This window comes from Klebsiella oxytoca NBRC 105695, from assembly GCF_001598695.1.
In the GTDB taxonomy this organism is placed as follows: Bacteria; Pseudomonadota; Gammaproteobacteria; order Enterobacterales; family Enterobacteriaceae; genus Klebsiella; species Klebsiella oxytoca.
Genome location: NZ_BCZK01000018.1, coordinates 37,631 through 50,221, shown reverse-complemented (window position 1 = coordinate 50,221; position 12,591 = coordinate 37,631). Strand labels below are relative to the sequence as shown.

Annotated in this window: 10 protein-coding genes and 1 tRNA gene; all 11 read left to right on the top strand. The window is 54.2% G+C overall.

The window, feature by feature from the left end; all coding sequences use genetic code 11:
* Positions 1-235: 235 nt before the first annotated feature.
* Positions 236-312: transfer RNA gene (locus tag KO1_RS23680), tRNA-Met, on the top strand.
* A gap of 206 nt (positions 313-518) precedes the next feature.
* Entirely contained in the window at positions 519-971 is a 453-nt protein-coding gene (rimP, locus tag KO1_RS23675) for a ribosome maturation factor RimP (protein ID WP_004125659.1), read from the top strand.
* A 27-nt stretch (positions 972-998) separates the two neighbouring features.
* Positions 999-2,486 carry a transcription termination factor NusA gene (nusA, locus tag KO1_RS23670; RefSeq protein ID WP_004106094.1) on the top strand — a complete coding sequence of 496 codons (1,488 nt, stop codon included), beginning with the start codon at positions 999-1,001 and terminating at the stop codon, positions 2,484-2,486.
* A 24-nt stretch (positions 2,487-2,510) separates the two neighbouring features.
* Positions 2,511-5,201 (top strand): translation initiation factor IF-2, encoded by a 2,691-nt coding sequence (gene infB / locus KO1_RS23665; protein WP_004106093.1) that lies wholly within the window; start codon positions 2,511-2,513, stop codon positions 5,199-5,201.
* Between the two features lie 91 nt (positions 5,202-5,292).
* The gene (gene rbfA, locus KO1_RS23660) at positions 5,293-5,694 is read left to right on the top strand and encodes a 30S ribosome-binding factor RbfA (protein ID WP_004106092.1); all 402 of its coding nucleotides are present in this window, start codon (positions 5,293-5,295) and stop codon (positions 5,692-5,694) included.
* Positions 5,694-6,638 (top strand): tRNA pseudouridine(55) synthase TruB, encoded by a 945-nt coding sequence (gene truB, locus KO1_RS23655; RefSeq protein ID WP_004106091.1) that lies wholly within the window; start codon positions 5,694-5,696, stop codon positions 6,636-6,638. The genes rbfA and truB overlap by 1 nt, the downstream gene beginning before the upstream one ends.
* Positions 6,639-6,785: 147 nt before the next feature.
* A complete protein-coding gene (gene rpsO, locus KO1_RS23650) occupies positions 6,786-7,055 on the top strand; it encodes a 30S ribosomal protein S15 (RefSeq protein ID WP_004106090.1) in 270 nt (89 codons plus the stop codon).
* A 241-nt stretch (positions 7,056-7,296) separates the two neighbouring features.
* A complete protein-coding gene (gene pnp, locus KO1_RS23645) occupies positions 7,297-9,435 on the top strand; it encodes a polyribonucleotide nucleotidyltransferase (RefSeq protein ID WP_004106089.1) in 2,139 nt (712 codons plus the stop codon).
* Between the two features lie 107 nt (positions 9,436-9,542).
* Positions 9,543-10,427: a lipoprotein NlpI gene (gene nlpI / locus KO1_RS23640; protein WP_004106088.1), complete on the top strand. Its 885-nt coding sequence runs from the start codon at positions 9,543-9,545 to the stop codon at positions 10,425-10,427.
* A 100-nt stretch (positions 10,428-10,527) separates the two neighbouring features.
* Positions 10,528-10,608, top strand: coding sequence for a protein YrbN (gene yrbN, locus KO1_RS28355; RefSeq protein WP_085903200.1), 81 nt, complete (start codon positions 10,528-10,530; stop codon positions 10,606-10,608).
* Positions 10,601-12,553, top strand: coding sequence for a DEAD/DEAH family ATP-dependent RNA helicase (locus tag KO1_RS23635; protein WP_016809829.1), 1,953 nt, complete (start codon positions 10,601-10,603; stop codon positions 12,551-12,553). Before yrbN ends, KO1_RS23635 begins: the two co-directional genes overlap by 8 nt.
* Positions 12,554-12,591 lie beyond the last annotated feature (38 nt).

Below are 12,591 nucleotides of genomic sequence, written 5' to 3'. Positions count from 1 at the left end.
TGTGAGTTTTCATTTAATCATCTTTTGCTGGTGACAGGAAGAGGCGAAACCGCTTTTTACCAAAAAACCCTGAAATACCAGCACGAACCGAAACCCGCTATGTGAAATTCATGTTGACAAAATATATGAAGTATCAATACAATTCACTACGATTTTATGTCCCGTCTCTCGGTACCAAATCCCAGCAGTATTTGCGTCTTTTGCTCAAAACGAGTAAAATATGCCACGTTTCAGGCGCGGGGTGGAGCAGCCTGGTAGCTCGTCGGGCTCATAACCCGAAGGTCGTCGGTTCAAATCCGGCCCCCGCAACCACTTTCCCATTAAGTACTTTTTCAAATATACTGTGAGGACCGGGTCCTTCGTAGACGAATTTGAAAGAATTCTTCTGGAAAGTGTTCCAGATCGCAGTTGCGATCTCAGGGTTCAGTTATCTAAAGCCCCGATTTATCGGGGTTTTTTGTTATCTGACTTCAGAATAACTGGGCTATACGCCCTTTTTTTATGTCTTGGGGGTGGGTTTGTCCACATTAGAGCAAAAATTAACAGAGATGCTCACAGCGCCAGTTGAAGCGCTTGGCTTTGAGCTGGTCGGCATCGAATTTATTCGCGGTCGCACATCCACACTGCGCATCTATATTGATAGTGAAGATGGCATCAATGTTGATGATTGTGCTGATGTGAGTCACCAGGTCAGTGCTGTTATGGACGTAGAAGACCCGATTACAGTCGCTTATAACCTGGAAGTTTCTTCCCCTGGTCTCGATCGTCCTATGTTTACCGCCGAACACTATGAGCGTTTCATCGGCGAAGAAGTTTCGCTGGTTTTGCGCATGGCGGTACAGAACCGACGCAAATGGCAGGGCCTTATCAAAGCGGTAGACGGTGAGATGATCACGGTAACCGTCGAAGGCAAAGATGAAGTGTTCGCGCTGAGTAACATCCAGAAGGCGAACCTGGTTCCCCACTTTTAACAGTCTGGATTGAGGTGAAAGGCCCCGATGAACAAAGAAATTTTGGCTGTTGTTGAAGCCGTTTCCAACGAAAAGGCGCTGCCGCGTGAGAAAATTTTCGAAGCGTTGGAAAGTGCGTTAGCAACGGCTACTAAGAAAAAATATGAACAAGAGATCGACGTTCGCGTAGAAATCGATCGTAAAAGCGGTGATTTCGACACATTCCGTCGCTGGCTGGTTGTGGAAGAAGTCACCCAGCCGACGCGCGAAATCACGCTGGAAGCTGCGCGTTTCGAAGATGAAAGCATGAATCCTGGCGATTACGTCGAAGACCAGATTGAATCTGTCACCTTTGACCGTATCACTACGCAGACTGCGAAGCAGGTTATCGTACAAAAAGTACGTGAAGCCGAACGCGCAATGGTCGTTGATCAGTTCCGTGAGCACGAAGGTGAAATTATCACGGGCGTAGTGAAGAAAGTGAATCGCGACAACATTACGCTGGATCTGGGCAACAACGCTGAAGCCGTGATCCTGCGTGAAGACATGCTGCCGCGTGAAAACTTCCGTCCGGGTGACCGTATCCGCGGCGTACTGTACGCAGTCCGCCCGGAAGCGCGTGGCGCGCAGCTGTTCGTGACGCGTTCCAAGCCGGAAATGCTGATTGAACTGTTCCGCATTGAAGTTCCGGAAATTGGTGAAGAAGTTCTCGAAATTAAAGCGGCGGCTCGCGATCCTGGCTCTCGTGCCAAAATCGCGGTTAAAACCAACGATAAGCGCATCGATCCGGTGGGTGCCTGCGTCGGTATGCGCGGCGCGCGCGTTCAGGCGGTCTCGACTGAACTGGGCGGCGAGCGTATTGATATCGTGCTGTGGGACGATAACCCGGCGCAATTTGTCATTAACGCCATGGCTCCGGCTGACGTCGCCTCTATCGTGGTAGATGAAGACAAGCACACCATGGATATCGCAGTCGAAGCGGGCAACCTGGCGCAGGCCATTGGCCGTAACGGTCAGAACGTCCGTCTGGCGTCTCAGCTGAGCGGCTGGGAACTGAACGTCATGACCGTTGATGACCTCCAGGCTAAGCATCAGGCTGAAGCCCATGCAGCGATTGATACCTTCACTAAATATCTTGATATTGATGAAGATTTCGCCACGCTGCTGGTTGAAGAAGGTTTCGCCACTCTGGAAGAACTGGCCTATGTGCCAATGAAAGAACTGCTGGAAATTGACGGTCTGGATGAACCGACCGTTGAAGCACTTCGTGAGCGGGCGAAAAACGCGCTGACCACGCTGGCGCTGGCCAAAGAAGAGAGCCTGGGAGACAGCAAACCTGCCGACGATCTGTTGAATCTGGAAGGCATGGATCGCACCCTGGCATTCACCCTGGCCGCCCGTGGTGTTTGTACGCTGGAAGATCTCGCCGAGCAGGGCATTGATGATCTGGCTGATATCGAAGGCTTGACCGACGAGAAAGCCGGAGAACTTATCATGGCCGCTCGTAATATTTGTTGGTTCGGCGACGAAGCGTAATAAACTGTAGCAGGAAGGAACAGCATGACAGATGTGACCATTAAAGCGCTGGCCTCAGAGATTCAGACCTCTGTGGATCGCCTGATACAGCAATTTGCTGATGCAGGGATCCGCAAATCGGCTGATGATTCTGTGACCGCGCAAGAGAAGCAAACCTTGTTGACGCACCTGAACCGTGAACACGGCTCAGCGCCCGACAAGCTGACGCTGCAGCGCAAAACGCGCAGCACGTTAAATATTCCGGGTACCGGTGGAAAGAGTAAGTCGGTACAAATCGAAGTCCGCAAGAAACGCACCTTTGTGAAACGCGATCCGCAAGAGGCCGAACGCCTTGCCGCGGAAGAGCAGGCGCAGCGTGAAGCGGAAGAGCAAGCCCGTCGTGAGGCAGAAGAAGCTGCCAAACGCGAGGCGCAATTAAAAGCTGAACGTGAGGCCGCAGAACAAGCGAAACGTGAACTCGCCGATAAAGCGAAACGTGAAGCCGCGGAAAAAGACAAAGTGAGCAATCAACAAACCGACGATATGACCAAAACCGCCCAGGCTGAAAAGCAACGCCGCGAAAACGAAGCTGCGGAGCTGAAGCGCAAATCGGAAGAAGAAGCACGCCGCAAACTTGAAGAAGAAGCGCGCCGTGTAGCGGAAGAAGCACGCCGTATGGCTCAAGAAAACGAAAAGAACTGGACTGAAGCGCCAGAAACGCCTGAAGAGACCACTGACTATCACGTAACAACTTCTCAGCATGCGCGTCAGGCTGAAGACGATAACGATCGTGAAGTTGAAGGCGGTCGCGGCCGTGGACGTAATGCGAAAGCAGCGCGTCCGGCTAAGAAAGGCAACAAACACGCTGAATCGAAAGCCGATCGTGAAGAAGCCCGTGCGGCCGTTCGCGGCGGTAAAGGTGGTAAACATCGTAAGGGTTCGGCTCTGCAGCAAGGCTTCCAGAAGCCGGCTCAGGCGGTTAACCGTGATGTTATCATCGGTGAAACCATCACCGTTGGCGATCTGGCCAACAAGATGGCCGTTAAAGGTTCTCAGGTCATCAAAGCGATGATGAAGCTGGGCGCTATGGCGACGATTAACCAGGTCATCGACCAGGAAACCGCACAGCTGGTTGCCGAAGAGATGGGCCACAAAGTTATCCTGCGTCGTGAAAACGAGCTGGAAGAAGCGGTAATGAGCGACCGTGACACCGGCGCTGCGGCGGAACCGCGCGCACCGGTTGTGACTATCATGGGTCACGTTGACCACGGTAAAACCTCTCTGCTGGACTACATTCGTTCAACGAAAGTGGCCTCTGGCGAAGCGGGCGGCATTACCCAGCATATCGGTGCTTACCACGTCGAAACCGACAACGGTATGATCACCTTCCTGGATACCCCGGGCCACGCCGCGTTCACCTCTATGCGTGCTCGTGGTGCTCAGGCGACGGATATCGTGGTTCTGGTTGTGGCGGCAGACGACGGCGTGATGCCGCAGACCATCGAAGCTATTCAGCACGCGAAAGCGGCGGGTGTGCCGGTCGTGGTTGCGGTGAACAAAATCGATAAGCCGGAAGCGGATCCGGATCGCGTTAAAAACGAACTGTCCCAGTACGGCATTCTGCCGGAAGAGTGGGGCGGTGAAAGCCAGTTCGTCCACGTGTCTGCTAAAGCGGGTACCGGCATCGACGAACTGCTGGACGCAATCCTGCTGCAGGCTGAAGTTCTGGAGCTGAAAGCGGTTCGTAAAGGTATGGCGAGCGGCGCGGTTATCGAATCCTTCCTGGATAAAGGTCGTGGTCCGGTTGCTACCGTTCTGGTACGCGAAGGTACGCTGCACAAGGGTGACATCGTCCTGTGCGGTTTCGAATATGGTCGCGTTCGTGCGATGCGTAACGAACTGGGTCAGGAAGTGCTGGAAGCGGGTCCATCCATTCCGGTGGAAATCCTCGGCCTGTCAGGCGTACCGGCTGCCGGTGACGAAGTGACCGTCGTTCGTGACGAGAAGAAAGCACGTGAAGTTGCGCTGTATCGTCAGGGTAAATTCCGTGAAGTTAAGCTGGCTCGTCAGCAGAAATCTAAACTTGAGAACATGTTCGCCAACATGACCGAAGGCGAAGTTCACGAAGTGAACATCGTCCTCAAAGCGGACGTGCAGGGTTCTGTGGAAGCGATCTCCGACTCCTTGCTGAAACTGTCTACTGACGAAGTGAAAGTGAAGATTATCGGTTCCGGCGTAGGTGGTATCACCGAAACCGACGCAACCCTGGCCGCTGCCTCCAACGCGATTCTGGTTGGCTTTAACGTTCGTGCTGATGCATCCGCACGTAAAGTTATCGACGCGGAAAGCCTGGATCTGCGCTACTACTCCGTCATCTATCATCTGATCGACGAAGTGAAAGCAGCGATGAGCGGCATGCTGTCTCCGGAACTGAAACAGCAGATCATTGGTCTGGCCGAAGTCCGTGATGTGTTCAAATCGCCGAAATTCGGCGCCATCGCAGGCTGTATGGTTACTGAAGGTACGATTAAGCGTCATAACCCAATCCGCGTACTGCGCGACAATGTGGTTATCTATGAAGGCGAGCTGGAATCCCTGCGCCGCTTCAAAGATGACGTTAACGAAGTTCGTAACGGCATGGAGTGTGGTATCGGCGTTAAGAACTACAACGACGTTCGCGTTGGCGATATGATCGAAGTGTTCGAAATCATCGAGATTCAACGTACCATCGATTAATCGTTTAGTAGGCCGGGGAAGCGCAGCGCCACCCGGTTATACAAAATTAAAGGGGGCCGCGTGGCCCCCTTATTTGTCTGGAGAATTTATTATGGCGAAAGAATTTGGTCGCCCGCAGCGCGTGGCTCAGGAGATGCAAAAAGAGATCGCAATCATCCTGCAGCGCGAAATTAAAGACCCGCGTCTGGGCATGATGACCACGGTTTCAGGCGTCGAGATGTCCCGCGACCTGGCCTATGCCAAAGTGTTTGTGACCTTCCTGAACGACAAAGACGAAGCCGCCGTGAAAGCGGGCATCAAGGCTTTGCAGGAAGCGTCTGGTTTTATTCGCTCGCTGCTGGGCAAAGCAATGCGCCTGCGTATCGTGCCGGAACTGACCTTCTTCTACGACAATTCATTAGTCGAAGGAATGCGCATGTCGAACCTGGTGACCAGCGTGGTGAAACATGACGATGAGCGTCGTGTGAACCCGGACGACAGTAAGGAGGACTAATGAGTCGTCCTCGTCGTCGCGGTCGCGATGTGCACGGCGTACTGTTGCTGGATAAACCGCAAGGCGCATCCAGCAACGACGTGCTGCAGAAAGTTAAACGACTTTATAATGCTAACCGGGCAGGGCATACGGGAGCGCTGGATCCGCTGGCGACCGGCATGTTGCCGATTTGCCTCGGGGAAGCGACAAAGTTTTCCCAGTATCTGCTTGATTCTGACAAGCGCTACCGCGTGATTGCTAAACTTGGCCAGCGCACCGATACCTCTGATGCCGACGGCCAGGTGGTGGAAGAACGTCCGCTGACTTTTAGTCCTGAGCAGCTGGCAGCCGCGCTCGATGGCTTTCGTGGTGAAACCCAGCAGGTGCCGTCGATGTATTCGGCGCTGAAATACCAGGGGAAAAAACTGTACGAATATGCCCGTCAGGGGATTGAAGTACCGCGTGAATCCCGGCCGATTACGGTTTACGAGCTGCTGTTTATCCGCCATGAGGGGACGGAGCTTGAGCTGGAAATTCATTGCTCCAAAGGCACCTACATTCGCACGATTATTGATGATTTAGGCGAGAAGCTTGGATGCGGCGCGCACGTCACTTTCCTGCGTCGCCTGGCGGTCAGTAAATATCCCGTCGAACGGATGGTGACGCTGGAGCAGCTGCAGGCGCTGGTTGAACAAGCCAATGCGCAGGATATTCCCGCAGCCCAGCTGTTGGACCCGCTGTTGATGCCGATGGACAGCCCGGCTTCGGATTACCCGCTGGTGAATATTCCGGAAACCTCCGCCATCTACTTTAAAAACGGTAATCCGGTGCGGACATCGGGTGCGCCGCTGCAGGGGCTGGTTCGCGTCACTGAAGGTGATGACGAGAAGTTTCTTGGCATGGGGGAAATCGATGATGAAGGCCGCGTGGCGCCTCGTCGTCTGGTGGTTGAATACCCTGCCTGAGCGCTTTCCTTGCGATAAAAGGCTGCTGCGAGTAGAATATCGCCGCTTAACGTCCGCCAAAGTGTTTTAACATTTGCGAGCGTTATATCAGGGGTTGCTGAATTAGAGATCGGCACCCTTTCTTTCTTTTAATTTTGGAGTTCGAAAATGTCTCTAAGCGTTGAAGCTAAAGCAAAAATCGTTTCTGAGTTCGGTCGTGGCGAAAACGACAGCGGTTCTACTGAAGTTCAGGTTGCACTGCTGACTGCACAGATCAACCACCTGCAGGGTCACTTTGCAGAGCACAAAAAAGATCACCACAGCCGTCGTGGTCTGCTGCGCATGGTTTCTCAGCGTCGTAAACTGCTCGACTACCTGAAACGTAAAGATGTTGCACGTTACTCTTCGCTGATCGAGCGTCTGGGTCTGCGTCGCTAATTCTGCGAGTTTCAGAAGAAGGGGCCTCACGGCCCCTTTTTTCGACCGGGCGGCAGCAATTCATTAAAAACTCATGTATTGTTGCTATTAATGATCTTCATGCAGAGGTTCGCGCGGCTAATGAGAGGCTTGACTCGCAGGGGCGGGTAAAGGTTGTCATTAGTCGCGAGGATGCAGAAGATCGGGTCATACGATGTCTTATCGTGGATTTGACATCATCTATAGATAAAAGGATAGAATTTTGCTTAATCCGATCGTTCGTAAATTCCAGTACGGCCAACATACCGTAACGCTGGAGACCGGCATGATGGCGCGCCAGGCAACTGCCGCCGTTATGGTTAGCATGGATGACACCGCGGTATTCGTTACCGTAGTCGGCCAGAAAAAAGCGAAGCCAGGCCAGGATTTCTTCCCGCTGACCGTTAACTATCAGGAGCGTACTTACGCTGCTGGTAAAATCCCGGGTGGTTTCTTCCGTCGTGAAGGCCGTCCGAGCGAAGGCGAAACCCTGATTGCGCGTCTGATTGACCGCCCGGTTCGCCCGCTGTTCCCGGAAGGCTTCGTTAACGAAGTTCAGGTTATTGCGACCGTCGTTTCCGTTAACCCACAGGTTAACCCGGATATCGTCGCGATGATCGGCGCTTCCGCTGCGCTGTCTCTGTCCGGTATTCCGTTTAACGGCCCAATTGGCGCCGCGCGCGTGGGTTATATTAATGACCAGTACGTGCTGAACCCGACCCAGGAAGAGCTGAAGTCCAGCAAACTGGATCTGGTTGTTGCGGGTACCGAAGCCGCAGTACTGATGGTTGAATCCGAAGCTGAACTGCTGAGCGAAGACCAGATGCTGGGCGCGGTCGTGTTTGGTCACGACCAGCAGCAGGTTGTTATTCAGAACATCAACGACCTGGTGAAAGAAGCCGGTAAACCGCGTTGGGACTGGCAGCCGGAAGTGGTTGATGCCGCGCTGAACGCGCGTGTCGCTGCGCTGGCTGAATCTCGCCTGAGCGATGCGTACCGTATCACCGACAAACAGGAGCGTTATGCTCAGGTTGACGTGATCAAATCCGAAACTATCGCGACCCTGGTTGCGGAAGATGAAACCCTGGACGCTAACGAACTGGGCGAAATCCTGCACGCAATCGAGAAAAACGTGGTGCGTAGCCGCGTACTGGCCGGTGAGCCGCGTATCGATGGTCGTGAAAAAGATATGATTCGTGGTCTGGACGTTCGTACCGGCGTTCTGCCGCGTACCCACGGTTCAGCACTGTTTACCCGTGGTGAAACTCAGGCGCTGGTTACCGCGACCCTGGGCACCGCACGTGACGCGCAGAATATCGATGAGCTGATGGGCGAGCGTACTGACTCCTTCCTGTTCCACTATAACTTCCCTCCGTACTCCGTAGGCGAAACGGGAATGGTCGGCTCTCCGAAGCGTCGTGAAATCGGTCACGGTCGTCTGGCTAAGCGCGGCGTACTGGCCGTGATGCCGACTATCGAAGAGTTCCCGTACACCGTACGCGTGGTTTCTGAAATCACCGAATCGAACGGTTCCTCCTCCATGGCTTCCGTTTGTGGCGCTTCTCTGGCGCTGATGGACGCAGGTGTGCCGGTGAAAGCCGCCGTTGCGGGTATCGCAATGGGTCTGGTGAAAGAAGGCGACAACTTCGTCGTACTGTCTGACATTCTGGGCGATGAAGATCACCTGGGCGATATGGACTTCAAAGTTGCGGGTTCCCGTGAAGGTATCTCTGCTCTGCAGATGGATATCAAAATTGAAGGTATCACCAAAGAGATCATGCAGGTTGCTCTGAACCAGGCTAAAGGTGCGCGTCTGCACATCCTGGGCGTGATGGAACAGGCGATTAATGCGCCGCGCGGCGATATCTCTGAGTTCGCACCGCGTATTCACACGATCAAGATCAGCCCGGACAAAATTAAAGACGTTATCGGTAAAGGCGGCTCCGTTATTCGCGCGCTTACCGAAGAAACCGGCACCACTATCGAAATCGAAGATGACGGTACCGTCAAAATCGCAGCAACCGATGGCGACAAAGCGCAGCACGCGATTCGTCGTATCGAAGAGATCACCGCTGAGATCGAAGTTGGCCGTATCTATAACGGTAAAGTGACCCGCATCGTTGACTTTGGCGCATTCGTTGCCATTGGCGGCGGTAAAGAGGGTCTGGTTCACATCTCTCAGATCGCCGACAAGCGCGTTGAGAAAGTGACCGACTATCTGCAGATGGGTCAGGAAGTGCCGGTTAAGGTTCTGGAAGTTGACCGTCAGGGCCGTGTCCGTCTGAGCATCAAAGAAGCAACTGAACAAACTCAGCCTGCGGCTGCGCCGGAAGCTCCGGCTGCCGAACAGCAGGGCGAGTAAGGTTGCCGTTTGCCCTCCGCATTGCGGAGGGCGCATTGCGGGCAGGAAGCCCTGTTTGCAGCCGGGGAACTGGACGTTCATCCAATCGTTGTCTTCGGGAGTGGGAAATGAAGCCTTTTTTGCGCTGGTGTTTCGTGGCGACAGCTCTCACGCTGGCAGGATGCAGCAACTCTGCCTGGCGTAAGGACGCAGTCCTCGCGGTGCCATTGCAACCGACTTTGCAGCAGGAAGTGATTCTGGCGCGCATGGAACAAATTCTTGCCAGTCGGGCTTTAACCGATGACGAACGCGCACAGCTTTTATATGAGCGCGGAGTGTTGTATGATAGTCTCGGTCTGAGGGCATTAGCGCGAAATGATTTTTCACAAGCGCTGGCAATCCGACCGGATATGCCTGAAGTATTCAATTACTTAGGCATTTATTTAACGCAGGCAGGCAATTTTGATGCTGCCTATGAAGCGTTTGATTCTGTACTTGAGCTTGATCCAACTTACAACTACGCGCACTTAAATCGCGGCATCGCTCTGTATTACGGCGGTCGTGCTAAGTTAGCGCAAGATGATCTGCTGGCGTTTTATCAAGACGATCCCAATGATCCTTTCCGAAGCCTGTGGCTTTATCTCGCCGAGCGTCAGCTCGATGAGAAGCGGGCGCTTGAAGCACTGAGACAGCGCTTAAACAAGTCGGACAAAGAACAATGGGGATGGAACATTGTCGGGTTCTACCTTGGCGACATTAGCGAAAAAGAGCTAATGGACCGTCTGAAGGCAGACGCAACGGATAACACCTCGCTCGCTGAGCATCTCAGTGAAACCAACTTCTATTTAGGTAAGTACTACCTAAGTCTGGGGGACAAGGACAGCGCTACGGCACTGTTCAAACTGGCGGTCGCAAACAACGTTCATAACTACGTTGAGCACCGATACGCATTGTTGGAATTATCGCTCTTGGGCCAGGAGCAAGATGACCTGGCAGAATCGGACCAGCAATAGCTGACGAACACATCAGCCCTTTTTTGATTGCCATCACCTTAGCGGGTGAGGGCGTTGTTGTTCGTTAATACACCTACTTTGAGCCGGTTCACACTTTTCAATGAAAATTACCGTAAATTTTCACGATGAGTTATGTAGACTGGCCGCCATTAATTTTGAGGCACACGTACTACATGGCTGAATTCGAAACCACATTTGCAGATCTGGGCCTGAAGGCTCCCATCCTTGAAGCGCTTAACGATCTGGGTTACGAAAAACCATCTCCGATCCAGGCTGAGTGCATTCCGCATCTGCTGGGCGGCCGCGACGTTCTGGGTATGGCCCAGACGGGTAGCGGTAAAACCGCAGCGTTCTCTTTACCGCTGCTGAACAACATTGATCCTGAGCTGAGAGCACCGCAGATTCTGGTGCTGGCACCGACCCGCGAACTGGCGGTACAGGTTGCTGAAGCAATGACGGAGTTCTCTAAACATATGCGCGGCGTAAACGTGGTTGCCCTGTACGGCGGCCAGCGTTATGACGTGCAGCTGCGCGCACTGCGTCAGGGGCCGCAAATCGTTGTCGGTACCCCGGGTCGTCTGCTGGACCACCTGAAACGCGGTACGCTGGATCTCTCTAAACTGAGCGGTCTGGTACTGGATGAAGCTGACGAAATGCTGCGCATGGGCTTCATCGAAGACGTAGAAACCATTATGGCGCAGATCCCGGAGGGTCATCAGACCGCTCTGTTCTCTGCCACCATGCCGGAAGCGATTCGTCGTATTACCCGCCGCTTTATGAAAGAGCCGCAGGAAGTGCGCATCCAGTCCAGCGTCACGACTCGCCCGGACATCAGCCAGAGCTACTGGACTGCTTACGGTATGCGTAAAAACGAAGCGCTGGTGCGTTTCCTGGAAGCGGAAGATTTTGATGCGGCGATTATCTTCGTTCGTACCAAAAATGCGACCCTGGAAGTGGCCGAAGCGCTGGAGCGTAGCGGCTATAGCAGCGCTGCGCTGAACGGCGACATGAACCAGTCCCTGCGTGAGCAGACTCTGGAGCGTCTGAAAGACGGTCGTCTGGATATCCTGATTGCAACCGACGTTGCGGCTCGTGGCCTGGACGTTGAGCGTATTAGCCTGGTGGTTAACTACGATATCCCGATGGATTCCGAGTCTTACGTTCACCGTATCGGCCGTACCGGTCGTGCGGGTCGCGCTGGCCGCGCGCTGCTGTTCGTTGAGAACCGCGAGCGTCGTCTGCTGCGCAATATCGAACGTACGATGAAGCTGACCATTCCGGAAGTTGAACTGCCGAACGCAGAGCTGCTGGGCAAACGTCGCCTGGAAAAATTTGCCGCGAAAGTTCAGCAGCAGCTGGAAAGCAGCGATCTGGATCAGTACCGCGCGCTGCTGGCGAAAATCCAGCCGTCTGCCGAAGGCGAAGAGCTGGACGTGGAAACGCTGGCCGCAGCGCTGCTGAAAATGGCGCAGGGCGAACGTCCGCTGATCCTGCCGCCGGATGCGCCTATGCGTCCTAAGCGCGAGTTCCGCGACCGTGACGATCGTTTCGAACGTCGTGGCGACCGTAACGATCGTGGCCCGCGCGGCGATCGCGGTGGCGAAGATCGTCCGAAGCGTGAGCGTCGTGACGTTGGCGATATGGAACTGTACCGCATTGAAGTGGGCCGTGATGACGGCGTTGAAGTTCGTCATATCGTTGGCGCCATCGCGAACGAAGGCGATATCAGCAGCCGTTACATTGGTAACATCAAGCTGTTTGGTTCTCACTCCACCATCGAACTGCCGAAAGGCATGCCGGGCGAAGTGCTGCAGCACTTTACGCGTACCCGCATCCTGAACAAGCCGATGAACATGCAGTTGCTGGGCGATGCTCAGCCGCGCCCTGAGCGCAGCGGCGAACGTCGTGGCGGCGGTGAGCGTCGTGAAGGCGGCCGTAGCTTCGGCGGCGGTGAACGTCGTGAAGGTCGTGGTTTCGGCGGTGAGCGTCGCGAAGGCGGCCGTGGTGAAGGTCGTCGTTTCAGCGGTGAACGTCGCGAAGGTGGCCGCGCGCCGCGCCGCGATGATGCTTCAGCGCCGCGTCGTGACGACTCCGCAGGTCGTCGTCGTTTCGGTGGCGATGCATAATTAGCGCTTTCCGCTAACGTAAAGTAAACGATACAGCC